This is a genomic window from Neomesorhizobium albiziae (genome assembly GCF_900114255.1).
In the GTDB taxonomy this organism is placed as follows: Bacteria; Pseudomonadota; Alphaproteobacteria; order Rhizobiales; family Rhizobiaceae; genus Neomesorhizobium; species Neomesorhizobium albiziae.
In genome coordinates this window covers 527,168-544,447 of sequence record NZ_FOSL01000001.1, presented here as the reverse complement: position 1 = coordinate 544,447, position 17,280 = coordinate 527,168, and the positions used below count along the sequence as shown (strand labels likewise).

Below are 17,280 nucleotides of genomic sequence, written 5' to 3'. Positions count from 1 at the left end.
GTTTGACAAAGGCGGGTGGCCGATGTGATCATGACGATGCTTTAAGACCTGCTTCCATGATGTTGCAGGCCGGGCTTAATTCCGTGACCGCTCATGGCGGCACAGGAGGCACGGACATGGCGGGTTTCGGACCGGCCGTCGTCGCGAGCATACCGCTGCTCCCCCCGCTCGAATGCGGGCCGAGCCGAAGCGCTTCCTGCGCCTTTGACACAGCAGCAGTGCCTTTCCTGCCAGAAACCGACATGACCAGAACATTTTGCAGCCAGGTCCATTCGCCAGGCGCGCCCGAACATGTTCAGATCCAGAGCTTTGGGGCGTCCTTTGTGCGTCGCAAGGACTCGCGGCGCTCCGGTCTTCTCTGGCATCCGCAGTTTCGTGTGCAAGAGAGATCGTTGGAGTTGGTGAAGCAATAGGACGAATTGCCTTTCAATTCGCGCCTTCCAGGGCAGGGATGAAACGGGAATGGTTGTCGCGCTTTTACTGGTCGCAGTTGTAGTCGGGTCGGTGGTTTTCCACTTCCTCAGTCCATGGTGGTGGACGCCGATCGCCTCGAACTGGGCTTACATCGACAACACCATCATCGTGACGTTCTGGATCACCGGCGTGGTGTTCGCGGCTGTCGTGCTGTTCATGGCCTACTGCGTCTTTCGCTTTCGCCATCGCGAGGGAAATACCGCCCACTACGAACCTGAAAACAAGCGGCTCGAGACATGGCTGACGGTGGCCACCGGCATCGGTGTTGCCGCCATGCTGGCGCCGGGCCTTTTCGTCTGGCATCAATTCGTCACCGTTCCTGCCGATGCTACCGAAGTCGAAGTTGTCGCGCAGCAATGGCAATGGAGCTACCGTCTGCCCGGCCAGGATGGCAAGCTTGGCCTGTCCGACACGCGGCTGGTCACCCCGGAAAATCCCCTCGGCCTCAAGCCCGACGATCCGAACGGCCAGGACGATCTGATCGTCGAGGCCGCCGACCTGCACCTGCCGATCGACAAGCCGGTGAAGATGCTGTTGCGCTCGCTAGACGTGCTGCACGATTTCTACGTGCCGGAATTCCGCGCCAAGATGGACATGGTGCCTGGATCGGTGACCTATTTCTGGTTCACGCCCACCCGGACCGGCAGTTTCGAAGTGCTCTGCGCGGAACTCTGCGGCCAGGGCCATGCGTTCATGCGCGGCATCGTCATGGTCGACACGCCAGAAGATTATCTCGCATGGGTCGGCGAACAGCAGACCTTCGCCCAGCTGACGGGCACCCAACAGACCAGCGCTGCGGAACCAACCGCGCCTTGACAGGGAGATGCGCCGCGAGGCGCGGAGAGACGTGCATGGCGAGGCGCTGACCCGTCAGGCCTCGCCCAGGGAACCAAGGAGGCGTTCCGATGGTCGACGTAACCCCAGGCTCGGTCGAAGCGATCCCGCCCGCCGAAGTGCCGGAGGTCGAGCTTTACCATCCGCACAGCTGGTGGACGACCTATGTCTTTTCGCAGGACGCCAAGGTGATCGCCATCCAGTATTCCTGTACCGCGATCGCCATCGGCATGGTGGCGCTGGTGCTGTCGTGGCTGATGCGCCTGCAACTCGGCTTTCCCGGAACCTTCGATTTCATCACGCCCGAAGCCTATTATCAATTCATCACCATGCACGGCATGATCATGGTGATCTACCTCCTGACCGCGCTGTTCCTGGGTGGTTTCGGCAACTATCTGATCCCGCTGATGGTGGGGGCCCGCGACATGGTGTTCCCCTATGTCAACATGCTCTCCTACTGGATCTACCTCTTGGCGGTGCTGGTGCTGGTGGCGAGTTTCTTCGCGCCGGGCGGCCCGACCGGCGCCGGTTGGACGCTCTATCCGCCGCAGGCGATCATGCAGGGGACGCCGGGCGGCCAGCAGGCCGGCATCATTCTGATGCTGGTTTCGCTGATCCTGTTCATCATCGGCTTCACCATGGGTGGCCTGAATTACGTGGTGACGGTGCTGCAAGGCCGCACCCGCGGCATGACGCTGATGCGCATGCCACTCACCGTGTGGGGCATTTTCACCGCCACGGTGATGGCGCTGCTTGCCTTCCCGGCGCTGTTCGTCGCCTGCGTGATGATGCTGTTCGACCGGCTGCTCGGCACCTCGTTCTTCATGCCGGCCATCGTCGAGATGGGCGAGCAACTGCAACACGCTGGGGGCAGCCCGATCCTGTTCCAACACTTGTTCTGGTTCTTCGGCCATCCGGAGGTCTACATCGTGGCCCTGCCTGCATTCGGCATCGTGTCCGACCTGATCTCGACGCATGCGCGCAAGAACATCTTCGGCTACCGCATGATGGTGTGGGCGATCGTCGGCATCGGCGCTCTCTCCTTCATCGTCTGGGCGCACCATATGTATGTCTCGGGCATGCATCCCTATTTCGGCTTCTTCTTCGCCACCACGACGCTGATCATCGCCATCCCCACAGCCATCAAGGTCTACAACTGGGTCCTCACCTTGTGGCGGGGCGACATCCACCTCACCATCCCGATGTTGTTTGCGCTGGCCTTCATCGTCACCTTCGTCAATGGCGGCCTGACCGGCCTGTTCCTCGGCAATGTGGTGGTCGACGTGCCTCTTTCCGACACCATGTTCGTGGTCGCGCATTTCCACATGGTCATGGGCGTGGCGCCGATCCTTGTCATCTTCGGCGCCATCTACCACTGGTACCCGAAGATCACGGGGCGCATGCTCAACGAGGCGCTCGGCCAGTTCCATTTCTGGGCCACCTTCCTCGGCGCCTACCTCATCTTCTTCCCGATGCACTATCTCGGCCTGATGGGTGTACCGCGCCGCTACAACGAGCTTGGCGACATGGGGCTGATCTCGGATTCGGCGCACCATCTCAACGCCTTCATCTCGGTGATGGCCTTCATTGTCGGCTTCGCCCAGCTTGTGTTCCTGTTCAATCTCATCTGGAGCATCCGCCATGGCCGCGAGGCCGGCGGCAATCCCTGGCGGGCAACCTCGCTCGAATGGCAGACGCCCGAGACGCCGCCGGCGCACGGCAATTTCGGCAAGGAACTGCCGATCGTCTACCGCTGGGCCTACGATTACAACGTGCCCGGCGCCAGCCAGGATTTCCTGCCGCAGAACGACCCTGGCGACTATGCGGGGGCGAAAGGCCACTGATGAGCGTCATCATCGTCTTCTTGGCTGTCATTGCCGGCATTTCCGGCTGGTGGCTGTCGCAGCAGCGGCTGATGTCGAAGCCGTGGCTGGAGCAGGGGGTGATCGACGAGCATGGCGGTTCGCTCGGCCCTGCTATGCCGACTGCCAAGGTTGGGCTTGGCGTCTTCCTCGCCGTCGTCGGCTGCCTGTTTGCGCTGTTCACCTCGGCCTATTTCATGCGCATGGCGCTGTCGGATTGGCAGCCTCTGCCGATGCCGGGCCTGTTGTGGTTCAACACACTGGTGCTGGTGCTTTCCAGCGTGGCGCTGCAGGTGGCGCTCATGGCGGCGCGGCGCGGCCAGCTCGACACGGTGCGGCTGGGACTTGCCACCGGTGGCCTGACGGCGGTCGCCTTCCTTGTCGGCCAGCTCTTCGCCTGGCGCGAACTTGCCGGCGAGGGCTACCTGCTCGCCAGCAACCCGGCCAACAGCTTCTTCTACCTGATCACCGGCCTGCACGGGCTGCACATCGTCGGCGGCCTCATCGGGCTGGCGCGGACGAGCTTCAGGGCGTGGACCGGCACGCCTGCCCGAAAGCTCGCGCTCGGGGTCGAACTGTGCGCCATGTACTGGCATTTCCTGCTGTTCGTCTGGCTGGCGCTGTTCGTGCTGTTTGCCGGCTGGGCTGCCAGCTTCATCGAAATTTGCCGCCAATTGCTGACCTAGGAGGGCCAGGCGGATGACCGAGACGACCATGACCAACACAAGCCCGCCGGCGCGGCCCGAGGGGCTGCAAGGCATCGCCGCCGACTGGGCCTCCGATCAGCGGGCGTTCAAGAACGTCTCCTGGGGGAAGGCCATGATGTGGATCTTCCTCCTGTCCGACACCTTCATCTTCGGCTGCTTCCTGCTCTCCTACATGACGGCGCGCATGTCGACGCGGGTGCCGTGGCCCAATCCGAGCGAGGTCTTCGCGCTGCATATGTTCGGCCGCGACATCCCGCTGATCCTCATCGCCATCATGACCTTCGTCCTGATCTCGTCGTCAGGCACGATGGCGCTGGCGGTCAACTACGGCTACCGGCGCGACCGCAGGAAGACGGTTATCCTGATGCTGCTGACGGCAGCGCTCGGCGCCACCTTCGTCGGCATGCAGGCCTTCGAATGGACCAAGCTGATCAGTGAGGGGGTCAGGCCATGGGGCAATCCCTGGGGCGCGGCGCAGTTCGGCTCAACCTTCTTCATGATCACCGGCTTCCACGGCACCCACGTCACCATAGGCGTGATCTTCCTGGTCATCGTGGCGCGCAAAGTCTGGCGCGGCGACTACGACACTGGCGCGCGCGGCTTCTTCACGAGCCGGCGGGGCAACTACGAAAGCGTCGAGGTGATGGGCCTCTACTGGCACTTCGTCGATCTGGTCTGGGTGTTCATCTTCGCATTCTTCTATCTCTGGTGAGGTCTGACATGACTGAAGCAACCGCAAACGGACACCAGGCGCTGCACGCGGCTAACGATGCGGCCCCGGTCTCCCACGACACCCACCAGGAGCACCCGCTCAAAACCTATTTCATCGTCTGGGGCTGGCTTTTCGTGCTCAGCGCCTGCTCCTACGCGGTCGACTACATCGGCATCCAGGGTTACCCGCGCTGGGCGCTGATCCTCATCTTCATGGTGCTCAAGGCCGGGCTGATCGTGGCCGTTTTCATGCACATGGCCTGGGAAAGACTGGCGCTCGCCTACGCCATCATCGTGCCTCCGGTGTTCATCCTGGTGTTCGTGGCGATGATGGTGCTGGAATCCGAATACACGCTTTGGAGCCGGCTGACTTTCTTCGGCGCCGGGCCGTAAGAAGCGCGCCGTAGCGTCCCGTGGCGCCGCGCGATGCCTGCTTACTCGTTGACATCGACAATGATCGGAGGAGAATGATCTTTTCGTTCCGGGGCAGCCTGACATTGCCTGCTCCAGCGTCGCCACTCCAACAGAAGGGACGCCTACGATGACGATCTCAAATCGACTTCGCGCCTATATCGACGGCGAGGGAATCTCCTACGACACCGTGCCCCACCATCGTACAGCAACCAGCAGCCAGTCCGCGCAGGCGGCGCATATTCCAGGCAGCAGGATGGCCAAGACCGTGGTTGTCCATCACGAGATGGGATACGCGCTCGCCGTGGTTCCGAGCACGCATCGGGTCGAACTCGGTACCTTGCAGGATGTCATGGACAAGCGCCTCGGCCTGGCGTCGGAAGGCGAGGTCGGCGTCCTGTTCGACGATTGCGACATCGGCGCAATCCCGCCGATCGGCGCCGCCTATGAAGTGCCGGTCATTCTCGACGAGAGCCTCGATGATGCCGCTGACGTCTATTTCGAGGGCGGCGACCACAAGACGCTCGTCCATGTCAGCGGCAGCGACTTCCGCAATCTGATGAGAGGCGCGCAGGTCGCACGTTTCAGCCATCCGGCCTGAACCGGACGGATAGAGCCTGTTCCATTCCGGATGCATTGAAATCAGGTTCTATCTGATTGACTTATAATGATCCTTAGCCGAAAGCCGCGACGCTTTCGGGATGGAGGTTCTGTCAGTCCAGCGAGCGCTTCGGTTGGCCTTTATAGGCCCACAGCCATTCGCGCGGCAGCGGTCCCTTGTTGCGGTCGGGCTGCTGTGATTGCTCCCAGGCGTGCGCCAGGATGCCGACCGAACGCGACAGCACGAACAGGCCCCGCGTCAGCGGAGGCGGGAAGCCGAGTTCGCCGTAGATGACCGCGGTGGCGCCATCGATGTTAAGCGGGATCTTTTTGCCTTTGAGCCGCGCGACTTCGGCTTCGACCGCGTCGGCAATCGCCGCGAAACGCCCGTCAATGACTCCGCGCGCCGCGAATTCGCGAACCAGTTCCAGCAGGCGCGGGGCGCGCGGATCGATAGGGTGGAACCGGTGGCCGAGGCCAGGCACATAACCCTTCTCCTCGGCGAAGAATTTTTCCAGCCGCGCGCGCACAGCTTCTTCCAGGGAGCGCCCCCCGTCCATAGCCGCGGCGATGTCGCCGAAGAACGCCAGCGCCTGTTCGCCGGCGCCGCCATGGACATCGCCCAGTACGTTGATTGCCGAGGCCATGGCGCTGTTGATGCCGACGCCGCAGGTGGCGGCCATGCGGGCGATGGCGATGGACGGCGCCTGCGGGCCATGGTCGACGGCGGCGCCCAGCGCGATGCCCAAAAGCTCGGCCTGCTCATCGCTCGGCAGTTCGCCGCGCAGCATCAGCCAGATCGTCGCCGGAAAGGAGATGCGGCCGATCAGGTCCCGGATGTCGTAGCCGCGTAGCCGGATCATGCCGGGACGCATCTCGATGATCTCTGTCGACCACCATTCCTCGCCGCGTTCGCGGCCGGTCTTTTTCTCCTGATCGCTCATGCGTCAGCCCTGGCCTTGGCGCGTGCGGGCAGAGTGGAAAACACATCGTCCATATGTTCGCCGAGTGCGGGCGGCGGCGTTTTGGGCAGCGGTGCGGCGCCGTCGACGAGGAAGCCGCCACGCACCACGGTCAGCGGTTCGTCGCGTCCGGCGATACCATCGAAGCGCGCTGTCACGCGGCGTTCGCGCACCTGCGGTTCCTCCAGCACCTGCGGGATGGTGAGCACGCGGCCTGCCGGCACCCCGGCGCGGTTGAACTTTTCTTCCCATACAGCGGCAGGCGCAGCCGACAGCGCCTGATCGATCAGATGCTTGAGCTCGGCGCGGTTCTTCTTGCGGGTTTCCCGGTCGGCAAAGCGCTCGTCGGTTGCAAGCTCCGGCCTGCCGACCAGGTTACACAACGCCACGAACTGTTCCTGCTTGTTGGCGGCGATGTTGAGCAGGCCGTCGCCGGTACGGAACGTACCGGAGGGGGCGGCGGTCATGTTTTCGTTGCCCATGGGCTTGGGATCGATACCGGCGGTCAAATAGTTCGAGACCGGCCAGCCAAGCGCCGACAGCGTGCATTCGAGCATGGAGACATCGAGGAACGTGCCTTCGCCGCTGGTCTTCTGGCGCACGATGGCGGCCGCCACCGCGAAGGCGCCGACCAGACCGCCGAGCGTGTCGGCAACGGGATAGCCAACGCGCAGGGGCGCCGTTTCCGGTGTGCCCGTGATGCTCATGATGCCGGAAAGGCCCTGGATGATCTGGTCGTAGGCCGGGTTGTCGCGCATCGGGCCGGTCTGGCCGAAGCCCGAGATGGCGCAATAGACGAGATCGGGCCGTACTTCCTTCAGCCGTTCGTAGCCGAGGCCAAGCCGGTCCATGACGCCCGGCCGGAAATTCTCGACCAGCGCGTCGGCGGTGGCGACGAGATCGAGGAATTTTTCACGGTCGGCTTCCTTCTTCAGGTCAAGCACGACCGAACGCTTGCCGGCGTTCTGGGCCAGGAACGACGCTCCCATGCCGGCCTTGTTCAATTCCGCCGAGGCGCCGAGCTGGCGGGCAAGGTCGCCACCTGCCGGCGTCTCCACCTTGATCACGTCGGCGCCAAGCAGCGCCAGCTGGTATGCGCAATAGGGGCCTGCCAGCACGTTGGTCAGGTCGAGGACACGAATGCCCGAAAGGAGTTCAGCCATTTGTGTTCTCCAGGGCATGACACTGAAAAGTTGCGGACTTTTCCGCAAGGGTCATGCGGCAAAAAGAGTTGGAGCGAGACGCCGATTTGACGAAGGCGTCTCGCGTCCAAGGTATCAGGCGTCGCCGGGCACGTGTTCGGGCCCGCGAACGCGGCGATGCTGGATATAGCTGTAGATGCGCGGAGCGAGCAGCCCAAGCAGCGCCAACGACAGCAGCGTCAGCGACAGCGGGTGGGTGTAGAACACCGACCAGTCGCCATTGGAGATGGTCATGGCGCGTCGGAACTGCGTTTCCGCCATCGGCCCGAGGATCATGCCAATGATGATCGGCGCAGTCGGGAAATCGAAACGCCGCATCAGGAAGCCCGCGGCGCCGAGCAGATAGAGGATGACGAGATCCATCGGCGATTGCGAAATGCCGTAAGTGCCGACGGTAGCGAAGACCAGGATGCCGGCATAAAGCTGTGGCGCCGGGATCTTCAGAAGCCGCACCCAGAGCCCGATGAGCGGCAGGTTGAGAATGACCAGGATGACGTTGGCGATGAAAAGGCTGGCGATCAGGCCCCAGACAAGGCTCGCCTGCGTGGTGAGCAACAGCGGGCCGGGGTTGATGCCGTAGCTCTGGAAGGCCGACAGCATGATCGCGGCGGTGGCCGAAGTCGGCAGGCCGAGCGTCAGCATGGGCACCAGAACGCCGGCGGCGGAGGCATTGTTGGCGGCTTCGGGGCCGGCTACGCCTTCGATGGCGCCGGTGGTGCCGAACTCTTCCTTGTGCTTCGAAAGCTTCTTTTCGATCGCGTAGGAAAGGAACGTCGGTATCTCGGCGCCGCCGGCCGGCAATGCGCCGATCGGGAAGCCGATGAAGGCGCCGCGGATCCAGGCCTTCCACGAGCGGCCCCATTCGGCGGCAGTCATGTAGAGCGAGCCTTTCAGCGGCACGATCTCGTCCTTGCCGGCATAACGCCGCGAGGCGACGTAGAGCGTTTCGCCGACTGCGAACAGGCCGACGGCGGCGATGATGACATCGACGCCGTCGAGCAATTCCGGCGTGCCGAAGGTGAAGCGCGGCTGGCCGGTCTGCAGGTCGACGCCAATCATGCCGAGGAAGAAACCGACGAAAAGTGAGGTCAAGCCACGCACCGACGACGAGCCGAGCACGGCCGAGACCATGATGAAGGCCAGAACCATCAGCGAGAAATATTCGGCCGGACCGAAGGCAAGCGCGAAGCCCACCACCACTGGCGCCAGGAAGGCGATGCCCGCCGTGCCGATGATGCCGGCGACGAAGGAGCCGATCGCCGAGGTGGCAAGGGCAGCGCCGCCGCGGCCCGAGCGGGCCATCTTGTTGCCTTCCAGCGCGGTGACGATGGTGGCGCTTTCGCCCGGCGTGTTGAGCAGGATCGAGGTGGTGGAACCGCCATACATGGCGCCGTAGTAGATGCCGGCAAAGAGGATGAACGAAGCTTCCGGCGCGACCTGATAGGTGATCGGCAGCAGGAGCGCGATCGTCAGCGCAGGTCCGAGGCCCGGCAGCACGCCGATAGCGGTGCCGAGCGTGGTGCCGACCAAGCACCACATCAGGTTGATCGGCGTGAAGGCGACAGCGAAACCGTTGCCGAGCTGGCTGAGGGTGTCCATGGCGTCAGGCTCCGAGCATGGTTTCGATGAAGCCGGCACCGATGTTGACGCCGAGCGCCTTGGCGAAGCCGAAATAGGCTGCCAGCGCCAGGACGAGGCCGATCAACGCATCGCGGAGCGGATGCTTGCTGCCGAAGCCGTAGCAGATGAGGACGAACATCACGACGGATGCCGCCGTGAAGCCCAGCGGCTTGATCAGCACGAGGTTGGCGATCAGGCCGGCGACCACGAACGCCATCGACTTCCAGTCGACTGGCGTTTCCTTTTCGTCTTGCGGCTGCCAGCCGCCGCGCAATGCCGCGACGATGAGGAGCAGGGAAAGGACCGCAAGGCCGATCGCGGTCATGTAAGGGAAAACAGTTGGCCCGACCTTCGAGTAAAGCGGCGAAACGGGAATGGCCAGCGTCTGCCAGAGCACCACCGCGGCACACGCCAAAAGGCCGATGCCGATCAAGAACTCGGGCAACGCAAAGCGCGTCGCCGCCTGGTCGTCTCTGGTGTTCATTTTATCCTCCCGAGATAGCCGGCGCCGCTCCACCGGCCTTCGCCGTATTGTGACCGCGCAGGAACTGCCTGTCCATGCGCAGCCACGCTCCCGTCAGGCAACGGGGCGGTCTTGCGGCCGCCCCGCCTTTCAGCCTCAGGCGAGGCCGAGATCCTTCAGGATGCCCTCGATACGGGCGGTGTCCTCGGCCAGGAACTTGGCATAGTCGTCGCCGGTGAGCAGGATCTGCGTCCAGTTGCGGTTCTTGCACTCCGTGGCCCAGGCTTCGCTCTTGGCCATGGTCTCGATGAGGGTGATCATCGCAGCTTTGTCGGCGTCAGAAACCGCCGGCGGAGCGAAGACGCCACGCCAGTTGAACAGTTCGACGTCGATGCCGGCTTCCTTCATGGTCGGGGCATCAATGCCTTCCTGGCGCTTGTCGGCCGAGATGGCCAGCAGGCGCAGCGCGCCCGCTTTCACCTGCTCGGAAAACTCGCCATAGCCCGAAATGCCGGCCGCCACCTGGTTGCCGAGAAGGGCGGCGAGCGCTTCGCCGCCGCCGGCGAACGGCACATAGGAGAGCTTGGTCGCTTCGACGCCGACGGTCTTGGCGATGAGGCCGAAGAGGATGTGGTCGGAACCGCCGGCCGAGCCGCCGGCTACCGGAACCTTGGTCGGATCGGCCTTCAGCGCGGCGACGAAATCGCCCGCCGTCTGGAACGGCGAAGATGCCGGCACCACCAGCGCCTCGAACTCGCCGGTGAGGCGCGCGATCGGGGTTACTTCGGAGAGGTTGTTGGCCGACTTGTTGGCGATGATCGCGCCGACCATGACCATGCCGGCCACCATCAGCGAATTGCCCTTGCCGTTCCACTGGCTGATGAACTGCGGCAGGCCGACAGTGCCGCCGGCGCCGCCGACATTGGTGATCTGCGCACCGCTGATCAGCTTCTCGCTGCGCAGCACCTGGTCGATGGTGCGCGCCGTCTGGTCCCATCCGCCGCCGGGGGCGGCTGGCACGAAAATCTGGATCTGCTCCTGCGCCGAAGCCGCGCCAATCGGCAGGCCGGCCATCGCAACGCCGCCTGCGGCAACGGTGCTCATCAAGAATTCGCGTCTGCTCAGCATGTCATTCCTCCCAAGTCGCGGCGCTCTTGCGCGCCTTCCAGACGAGCCTGGCTCCCAGGCAACGTTCAATCAAACTCATGGCGTCTTGTCGTAATTCTGTCAAGCAAAACGGCATTCCGCTAGACAGAACGTTTCCGTTGCGACAAAATGCCCCTGCTTCGCCAACATTGCAGGGATTTGCCAGCGTGTCACCCGCAATAGACCATTCTGGAACTGCGAGTCAGCCGGCGGACGGCGTGGCTGCACTGGATCGAGCGATCTTAATTCTGAATGCGTTCACGACCGCCGACCGCTCGCTCAGCCTCGCCGAAATCGCCGCCCGCACCGGGCTCTACAAGAGCACGATCCTGCGCCTTGCCGGCTCGCTTATTCGTGGTCAGTTGCTCGAGCGGCTGGACGACGGCCGCTACCGGGTAGGCCCGGCTGCATTCCGGCTGGGCGCTATCTACCAGCGCTCCTTTGCCAGTATCGATGTGTTGCTGCCGGTGATGCGCGATCTCTCCGAACAGAGCAACGAGAGCGTTACCTTCTATGTGCGCGCCGGCGAGATGCGCACCTGCCTTTACCGAATCGAATCGAAGCACCCTATCCGTTACATGGTGCGGGAAGGCGATGTGCTGCCCTTGCGTGTGGGCTCCGGGGGGCGGGTGCTGGCGGCGTTTTCAGGCACCGAAGGCGAGCCGTACGAAACCATTCGACGGACCTATCACTTCGTGTCGATCGGCGACCGCGATCCCGAGACGGCCGGTGTTTCGGCGCCGGTGTTCGGGCCGGGCAGGGCGCTGATCGGGGTGCTGACGCTCGCCGGGCCGCGCCCGCGCGTCGATCTCGCCTTCCTCGATCGCATGAAGCGGCCGCTGCTGGAAGCTGCGGCGCGGGCGACGCGCGGTTTCGGCGAGGATGCTTCCGCAATCGAGGATGCGGCGCGCCTGGCAGCCGGGGCGGACTGACGCCCCGGCTCAACGGTAAAAAGGTCAGGCTGCGGAGCGGGTTGCGCCGCGAGCGTCGGCGACGATGGCGCGGGCCATCGCATCGGCAACGAAGTTGGGGCCTTCGCCGGTCTTTTCAGCGGCGTCGAACACAGCGGCAAGACGTTCGGGAATGCGGCGCACGCGCTCGTCGACGGCAGCCGTGGACTCGTTCATGTGTTCGGCCACGACGTTGATGATGCCGCCAGCGTTCACCAGGTAGTCGGGCGCGTAGAGAATGTCGCGCGCCGCAAGCCTGCGGCCGTCTTCCGGCGTCGCAAGCTGGTTGTTGGCGCCGCCGCAGACCACTTTTGCCTTGATGCCGGCGATCGAACGTTCGTCAAGGACGGCGCCGAGCGCGCAGGGCGCCACGATGTCGACATCGGCCGAAAGCAGTTCGTCGGGAGAGACCACCATCGCGCCGTAGAGATGCGCGGCCTTGGCGGCGCGTTCGGCAGAACCGTCGGCGACGACGAGGTTGGCGCCGTCCTGGTGCAGCAGGTGGCAGAGTTCCATGCCGACATTGCCGACGCCCTGTATGGCGACCGTCTTGCCGGCGAGGCGTCCGCCAAGGCGGCGCTCCGCTGCATGCCGCATCGACAGGAATACGCCGAGCGCGGTCCACGGCGATGGGTCGCCGCCGGCGCTTGGGCCTTCCGTGGGCAGGCCGGCAACATGCCGCGTCACCTTGCGGATCGCCTGCATGTCGGAAACCAGCGTGCCGACGTCCTCGGCGGTGATGTAGCTGCCGCCGAGGCTGTCGACCGCCTTGCCGAAGGCCTCGAACAGCACGGTCCGATCGAAATCTCCGGCGGGGCGCAGGATGACCGCCTTGCCGCCACCAAAGGGCAGGCCGGCGAGCGCGTTCTTGTAGGTCATGCCGGCGGCAAGCCGCATGGCGTCGGTTGTCGCATGGTTGCGGTCGGCGTAGGACCAGAACCGGCAGCCGCCCGCCGCAGGCCCGAGTGCGGTCGAATGCAGCACCACTATGGCTTCGAGCCCGGTGGCCGGATCCTCGAAGAAACTTACCTTCTCAGGTGGGGTGATGCTGGAAACAACGGCCATCGGTAACCTCCCAATGATGAGCGCAATTTTGATGATGGGGATTGTACTTGCTCGATGCGGAAAATTCCTGCCTATTATATTGCCATTGGTGGCCTTCTTCGCATAAATAGACCCGAACGGTGTCTCGTTGGGAATAATCAATGCCGGAGGAGCTTGATCAGTTCGACCGCCGCATCATGGCTTTGATGCAGGAGGATGCTTCACGCTCGACGGCGGAAATCGCCGAGCTGGTCGGCATGTCCCAGTCGCCGTGCTGGCGCCGCATCCAGCGGCTCAAGGACGAGGGCTATATCTGCCGTCAGGTCGCCATCGTCGATCGCCGCAAGGTGGGGCTCAATGCTCAGGTCTTCGCGCTGGTGAAGTTGACGATGCATGGCCGCCAGAACCTCGAAGAATTCGCCGGCACGATCCGCACCTATCCGGAGGTGCTGGAATGCCATGTGCTGATGGGCGCGTTCGACTTCCTGATCCGGGTCGTTGCCGCCGACATCGACGCCTACCACTCGTTTTTCTTCGAAAAGCTCAGCCGATTGCCGGGCGTCCAGGAAGTGAATTCGGTCATCTCTCTGTCGGAAATAAAGTCGACCACGGCGCTGCCTTTGTGAGTGCCAGGTGGCGAACCGGGGAGGTGCTTGACCATGACTTGTGAATGTAATTGGCTCCAGGGGCTGCCCGACAGGCAGCCAAAAAATGATGTCGGGAAGGGAAGCGCATGACCGAGAGCACTTCGTTGCGGTTTCACGTGCCCGAACCTGAAGTTCGCCCGGGTGGCACGCCGGACTTTTCCAAGGTACCGATTCCCAAGGCCGGTTCTGTCGAGCGGCCGCCCGTCGATGTCGATCCGCGCGCCATCCGCGACATGGCCTATTCGATCATCCGCGTGCTCAACAAGGAGGGCGAGGCGGTCGGCCCCTGGGCTGGCACGCTGAGCGACGAGGAACTTGCCGAGGGCCTGCGCCACATGATGACGCTGCGCAGCTTCGACGCGCGCATGCAGATGGCGCAGCGGCAGGGCAAGACCTCGTTCTACATGCAGCACATGGGCGAGGAGGCGGTGAGCTGCGCGTTCCGCCGCGCGCTCGAGCCGGGCGACATGAATTTCCCGACCTACCGCCAGGCTGGCCTGCTGATCGCCGGCGGCTACCCGCTGGTCGAGATGATGAACCAGATCTACTCCAACGAGGCCGATCCGCTGAAGGGTCGCCAGTTGCCCATCATGTATTCGTCGAAAGAACACGGGTTCTTCTCGATCTCGGGTAATCTCGGCACCCAGTTCGTGCAGGCGGTCGGCTGGGCGATGGCCTCGGCGATCAAGAACGACGCCAAGATCGCCGCAGGCTGGATCGGCGACGGCTCGACGGCCGAAAGCGACTTCCACGCGGCCCTGGTCTTCGCCTCGACCTACCGGGCGCCTGTCGTGCTCAACATCGTCAACAACCAGTGGGCGATCTCGACCTTCCAAGGCATTGCGCGTGGCGGCTCCGGCACGTTCGCGGCGCGGGGGCTCGGCTTCGGCATTCCGGCGCTGCGGGTCGACGGCAACGATTACCTGGCGGTGCATGCGGTGGCGAAGTGGGCGGTGGAGCGGGCGCGCAAGAACCTCGGGCCGACGCTGGTTGAATATGTGACCTACCGCGTCGGTGCGCATTCGACGTCCGACGACCCGTCAGCCTACCGGCCCAAGACCGAGTCGGAGGCGTGGCCGCTCGGCGACCCGGTGATCCGGCTGAAGAACCATCTGATCGTCCGCGGCCTTTGGTCGGAGGAACGCCACAAGCAGACGGAGGCCGAAATCCTCGACACCGTGATCTCGGCGCAGAAGGAGGCCGAAAAACACGGCACGCTGCATGCCGGCGGCAAGCCGTCGGCGCGCGACATGTTCGAAGGCGTCTATGCGGAGATGCCGCCGCATCTCAGGCGCCAGCGCCAGCAGGCGGGGGTGTAGACCATGCCACGCATGACCATGATCGAGGCCATTCGCGGCGCCATGGATGTTTCCATGGAGCGCGACGACAACGTCGTCGTCTTCGGCGAGGACGTCGGCTATTTCGGCGGTGTCTTCCGCTGCACGCAAGGCCTGCAGCAGAAATACGGCAAGAGCCGCTGCTTCGATGCGCCGATCAACGAACTCGGCATTGTCGGTACGGCAATCGGCATGGCTGCCTACGGCCTCAAGCCCTGCGTGGAAATCCAGTTCGCCGATTATGTCTATCCCGCTTACGACCAGATCGTCTCGGAAGCCGCGCGGCTGCGCTATCGCTCCAATGGCGGGTTCACCTGCCCGATCGTCATCCGCATGCCGACCGGCGGCGGCATTTTCGGCGGCCAGACCCATAGCCAGAGCCCGGAAGCGTTGTTCACTCACGTATCGGGACTGAAAGTGGTGGTGCCGTCCAATCCGCACGACGCCAAGGGCCTGCTGATTTCGGCGATCGAGGATCCTGACCCAGTGATTTTCCTGGAGCCCAAACGGCTCTACAACGGTCCGTTCGACGGCCATCATGACCGGCCGGTGACGGCGTGGTCGAAACATGAGCTCGGTGAAGTCCCGGAAGGCCATTTCACGGTGCCGCTCGGCAAGGCCGTGGTGCGCAAACCCGGCGCCGACCTTACCATCCTGGCTTACGGAACCATGGTCTACGTCGCGGAAGCGGCGGCCGCGGAAACCGGCATCGATGCGGAGATCATCGACCTCAGGACTTTGCTGCCGCTCGATCTCGACACCATCGTCGCTTCGGTGAAAAAGACCGGCCGCTGCGTGGTCGTCCACGAGGCGACGCTGACCTCGGGTTTTGGCGCCGAACTTGCCGCACTTGTGCAGGAAAACTGCTTCTTCCACCTCGAGGCGCCGGTGGCGCGAGTCGCCGGTTGGGACACGCCCTATCCGCATGCACAGGAATGGGATTATTTCCCGGGGCCGGCCCGCGTCGGTCGCGCCCTCACCGAAACGATGGAGGCCTGATCATGGGCGAACATGTGATCAAGCTTCCCGATGTCGGCGAAGGCGTGGCGGAGGCAGAACTCGTCGAATGGCACGTCAAGGTCGGCGACCTGGTGCGCGAAGACACGGTGCTGGCCGCCGTCATGACCGACAAGGCGACCGTCGAAATCCCGTCGCCGGTGGACGGCGAAATTCTCTGGCTGGGCGCTGAGATCGGCGACACGGTGGCGGTCGGCTCGCCGCTGATCCGGCTGAAGGTCGAAGGCGAGGGCACGGCTCCATCCGCTTCGACGGAGCCCCAGAAGCAGGCCGCCGCCCCTGCTGAAACAGGCGAAAAGGCTACGCCTCCTCCGGCAGCGGCTGCGCCAGCGGCGAAGTCCCCTGCCAAAGCTGCGGTTCCGGCAGCACCCGAATCCGCGCGTGTCGCCAAAACAACGTTCGGTGCGCCGCGCCCCGAGGGCGAAAAACCGCTGGCTTCGCCGGCGGTGCGGCTCAGGGCAAAAGAAGCCGGCATCGACCTTCGCCAGGTCGTCGGCAGCGGTCCTGCCGGGCGCATCGGCCATGAGGATGTCGAGGCCTTCATAGCGCGCGGCCCGCAGGTTGCGCGGCGGGCCGGCCTTGCCGAGAACAATTCCGTCGAGGACATCAAGGTCATCGGCCTGCGCCGCAAGATCGCCGAGAAGATGGCGCTGTCGAAGTCGCGCATCCCGCACATAACCTACGTGGAGGAGATCGACGTCACCGCGCTCGAAGAGCTGCGCGCCGCGCTCAACAAGGAAAAGCGCGCCGACCGGCCCAAGCTGACGATGCTGCCGTTCCTGATGCGGGCAATGGTCAAGGCGATCGGCGAGCAGCCGAATCTCAATTCGCTCCATGACGACGATGCCGGCGTCATCCACCAGCACGGCGGCATCCATATCGGCATAGCCGCGCAGACGCCGACCGGGCTGGTCGTGCCGGTGGTCAAGCATGCCGAGGCGCGCGACCTCTGGGATTGCGGCGCCGAGGTCAACCGGCTGGCCGAGGCCGCCAAGACAGGCACGGCGACGCGCGAGGAACTGTCCGGCTCGACCATCACCATCACGTCGCTCGGTGCGATGGGCGGCATCGCCACGACGCCGGTCATCAACTATCCCGAAGTGGCGATCGTCGGCGTCAACAAGATGGTGGTGCGGCCGGTGTGGGACGGCGTCCAGTTCATCCCGAGGAAGATGATGAACCTCTCCTCCAGCTTCGACCACCGCGTCATCGACGGCTGGGATGCGGCAGTGTTCGTGCAGCGCATCAAGGCGCTGCTTGAAACGCCTGCGCTGATTTTTGTCGAGGGCTGAG

General features: G+C 63.9%; 17 protein-coding genes. 11 read left to right on the top strand and 6 right to left on the bottom strand.

What is annotated here, in order from left to right; genetic code table 11:
- Positions 1-462: 462 nt before the first annotated feature.
- From F3H98_RS02585 to F3H98_RS02560, 6 genes are all read left to right on the top strand, one after another.
- Complete coding sequence (locus F3H98_RS02585) at positions 463-1,290, top strand: cytochrome c oxidase subunit II (RefSeq protein WP_149757939.1); 828 nt, start codon at positions 463-465, stop codon at positions 1,288-1,290.
- Positions 1,291-1,379: 89 nt separating this feature from the next.
- On the top strand, positions 1,380-3,152 hold the full coding sequence (gene ctaD, locus F3H98_RS02580; RefSeq protein WP_149757937.1) for a cytochrome c oxidase subunit I: 1,773 nt from the start codon (positions 1,380-1,382) through the stop codon (positions 3,150-3,152).
- Positions 3,152-3,856 (top strand): cytochrome c oxidase subunit 3, encoded by a 705-nt coding sequence (locus tag F3H98_RS02575; protein ID WP_149757935.1) that lies wholly within the window; start codon positions 3,152-3,154, stop codon positions 3,854-3,856. The genes ctaD and F3H98_RS02575 overlap by 1 nt, the downstream gene beginning before the upstream one ends.
- Positions 3,857-3,869: 13 nt before the next feature.
- Positions 3,870-4,589, top strand: a complete 720-nt coding sequence (locus tag F3H98_RS02570; RefSeq protein ID WP_149757933.1) for a heme-copper oxidase subunit III family protein — start codon at positions 3,870-3,872, stop codon at positions 4,587-4,589.
- An 8-nt stretch (positions 4,590-4,597) separates the two neighbouring features.
- Positions 4,598-4,981: a cytochrome C oxidase subunit IV family protein gene (locus F3H98_RS02565; RefSeq protein WP_149757931.1), complete on the top strand. Its 384-nt coding sequence runs from the start codon at positions 4,598-4,600 to the stop codon at positions 4,979-4,981.
- Between the two features lie 148 nt (positions 4,982-5,129).
- Positions 5,130-5,600 carry an aminoacyl-tRNA deacylase gene (locus F3H98_RS02560; protein WP_149757929.1) on the top strand — a complete coding sequence of 157 codons (471 nt, stop codon included), beginning with the start codon at positions 5,130-5,132 and terminating at the stop codon, positions 5,598-5,600.
- A gap of 112 nt (positions 5,601-5,712) precedes the next feature.
- Here F3H98_RS02560 and F3H98_RS02555 read toward each other — a convergent pair whose 3' ends face one another.
- The 5 genes from F3H98_RS02555 to F3H98_RS02535 all read right to left on the bottom strand — a co-directional run bounded on the left by F3H98_RS02555 (position 5,713) and on the right by F3H98_RS02535 (position 10,974).
- Positions 5,713-6,543 carry a citryl-CoA lyase gene (locus F3H98_RS02555; RefSeq protein WP_149757927.1) on the bottom strand — a complete coding sequence of 277 codons (831 nt, stop codon included), beginning with the start codon at positions 6,541-6,543 and terminating at the stop codon, positions 5,713-5,715.
- Positions 6,540-7,724, bottom strand: a complete 1,185-nt coding sequence (locus F3H98_RS02550) for a CaiB/BaiF CoA transferase family protein (protein ID WP_149757925.1) — start codon at positions 7,722-7,724, stop codon at positions 6,540-6,542. Before F3H98_RS02550 ends, F3H98_RS02555 begins: the two co-directional genes overlap by 4 nt.
- 114 nt (positions 7,725-7,838) lie before the next feature.
- Entirely contained in the window at positions 7,839-9,362 is a 1,524-nt protein-coding gene (locus tag F3H98_RS02545; protein ID WP_149757923.1) for a tripartite tricarboxylate transporter permease, read from the bottom strand.
- A gap of 4 nt (positions 9,363-9,366) precedes the next feature.
- The gene (locus tag F3H98_RS02540) at positions 9,367-9,867 is read right to left on the bottom strand and encodes a tripartite tricarboxylate transporter TctB family protein (RefSeq protein WP_149757921.1); all 501 of its coding nucleotides are present in this window, start codon (positions 9,865-9,867) and stop codon (positions 9,367-9,369) included.
- Between the two features lie 135 nt (positions 9,868-10,002).
- Positions 10,003-10,974 (bottom strand): Bug family tripartite tricarboxylate transporter substrate binding protein, encoded by a 972-nt coding sequence (locus tag F3H98_RS02535; protein WP_149757919.1) that lies wholly within the window; start codon positions 10,972-10,974, stop codon positions 10,003-10,005.
- 236 nt (positions 10,975-11,210) lie between these two features.
- On the opposite strand from F3H98_RS02535, the gene F3H98_RS02530 reads away from it, so the two are divergent.
- The gene (locus F3H98_RS02530; protein ID WP_244621569.1) at positions 11,211-11,924 is read left to right on the top strand and encodes an IclR family transcriptional regulator; all 714 of its coding nucleotides are present in this window, start codon (positions 11,211-11,213) and stop codon (positions 11,922-11,924) included.
- Positions 11,925-11,948: 24 nt separating this feature from the next.
- Here the strand turns inward: F3H98_RS02530 and F3H98_RS02525 are convergent, their stop codons facing one another.
- Positions 11,949-13,007: a Glu/Leu/Phe/Val family dehydrogenase gene (locus F3H98_RS02525; RefSeq protein ID WP_149757917.1), complete on the bottom strand. Its 1,059-nt coding sequence runs from the start codon at positions 13,005-13,007 to the stop codon at positions 11,949-11,951.
- Between the two features lie 140 nt (positions 13,008-13,147).
- On the opposite strand from F3H98_RS02525, the gene F3H98_RS02520 reads away from it, so the two are divergent.
- The 4 genes from F3H98_RS02520 (at position 13,148) to F3H98_RS02505 (ending at position 17,279) form a co-directional block, all read left to right on the top strand.
- Positions 13,148-13,612: an Lrp/AsnC family transcriptional regulator gene (locus F3H98_RS02520; RefSeq protein ID WP_149757915.1), complete on the top strand. Its 465-nt coding sequence runs from the start codon at positions 13,148-13,150 to the stop codon at positions 13,610-13,612.
- A 107-nt stretch (positions 13,613-13,719) separates the two neighbouring features.
- The gene (locus tag F3H98_RS02515) at positions 13,720-14,952 is read left to right on the top strand and encodes a 3-methyl-2-oxobutanoate dehydrogenase (2-methylpropanoyl-transferring) subunit alpha (RefSeq protein WP_149757913.1); all 1,233 of its coding nucleotides are present in this window, start codon (positions 13,720-13,722) and stop codon (positions 14,950-14,952) included.
- A gap of 3 nt (positions 14,953-14,955) precedes the next feature.
- Positions 14,956-15,969 (top strand): alpha-ketoacid dehydrogenase subunit beta, encoded by a 1,014-nt coding sequence (locus F3H98_RS02510; RefSeq protein WP_149757911.1) that lies wholly within the window; start codon positions 14,956-14,958, stop codon positions 15,967-15,969.
- A gap of 2 nt (positions 15,970-15,971) precedes the next feature.
- Entirely contained in the window at positions 15,972-17,279 is a 1,308-nt protein-coding gene (locus tag F3H98_RS02505; RefSeq protein ID WP_149757909.1) for a dihydrolipoamide acetyltransferase family protein, read from the top strand.
- Position 17,280: the final 1 nt, after the last annotated feature.

What these genes read in the sequence shown, in the direction of transcription:
- F3H98_RS02585 (WP_149757939.1), top strand. Translation starts at nt 463, where the DNA reads ATGGTTGTCGCGCTTTTACTGGTCGCAGTTGTAGTCGGGTCGGTGGTT.
- ctaD (WP_149757937.1), top strand. Translation starts at nt 1,380, where the DNA reads ATGGTCGACGTAACCCCAGGCTCGGTCGAAGCGATCCCGCCCGCCGAA.
- F3H98_RS02575 (WP_149757935.1), top strand. Translation starts at nt 3,152, where the DNA reads ATGAGCGTCATCATCGTCTTCTTGGCTGTCATTGCCGGCATTTCCGGC.
- F3H98_RS02570 (WP_149757933.1), top strand. Translation starts at nt 3,870, where the DNA reads ATGACCGAGACGACCATGACCAACACAAGCCCGCCGGCGCGGCCCGAG.
- F3H98_RS02565 (WP_149757931.1), top strand. Translation starts at nt 4,598, where the DNA reads ATGACTGAAGCAACCGCAAACGGACACCAGGCGCTGCACGCGGCTAAC.
- F3H98_RS02560 (WP_149757929.1), top strand. Translation starts at nt 5,130, where the DNA reads ATGACGATCTCAAATCGACTTCGCGCCTATATCGACGGCGAGGGAATC.
- F3H98_RS02555 (WP_149757927.1), bottom strand. Translation starts at nt 6,543, where the DNA reads ATGAGCGATCAGGAGAAAAAGACCGGCCGCGAACGCGGCGAGGAATGG.
- F3H98_RS02550 (WP_149757925.1), bottom strand. Translation starts at nt 7,724, where the DNA reads ATGGCTGAACTCCTTTCGGGCATTCGTGTCCTCGACCTGACCAACGTG.
- F3H98_RS02545 (WP_149757923.1), bottom strand. Translation starts at nt 9,362, where the DNA reads ATGGACACCCTCAGCCAGCTCGGCAACGGTTTCGCTGTCGCCTTCACG.
- F3H98_RS02540 (WP_149757921.1), bottom strand. Translation starts at nt 9,867, where the DNA reads ATGAACACCAGAGACGACCAGGCGGCGACGCGCTTTGCGTTGCCCGAG.
- F3H98_RS02535 (WP_149757919.1), bottom strand. Translation starts at nt 10,974, where the DNA reads ATGCTGAGCAGACGCGAATTCTTGATGAGCACCGTTGCCGCAGGCGGC.
- F3H98_RS02525 (WP_149757917.1), bottom strand. Translation starts at nt 13,007, where the DNA reads ATGGCCGTTGTTTCCAGCATCACCCCACCTGAGAAGGTAAGTTTCTTC.
- F3H98_RS02520 (WP_149757915.1), top strand. Translation starts at nt 13,148, where the DNA reads ATGCCGGAGGAGCTTGATCAGTTCGACCGCCGCATCATGGCTTTGATG.
- F3H98_RS02515 (WP_149757913.1), top strand. Translation starts at nt 13,720, where the DNA reads ATGACCGAGAGCACTTCGTTGCGGTTTCACGTGCCCGAACCTGAAGTT.
- F3H98_RS02510 (WP_149757911.1), top strand. Translation starts at nt 14,956, where the DNA reads ATGCCACGCATGACCATGATCGAGGCCATTCGCGGCGCCATGGATGTT.
- F3H98_RS02505 (WP_149757909.1), top strand. Translation starts at nt 15,972, where the DNA reads ATGGGCGAACATGTGATCAAGCTTCCCGATGTCGGCGAAGGCGTGGCG.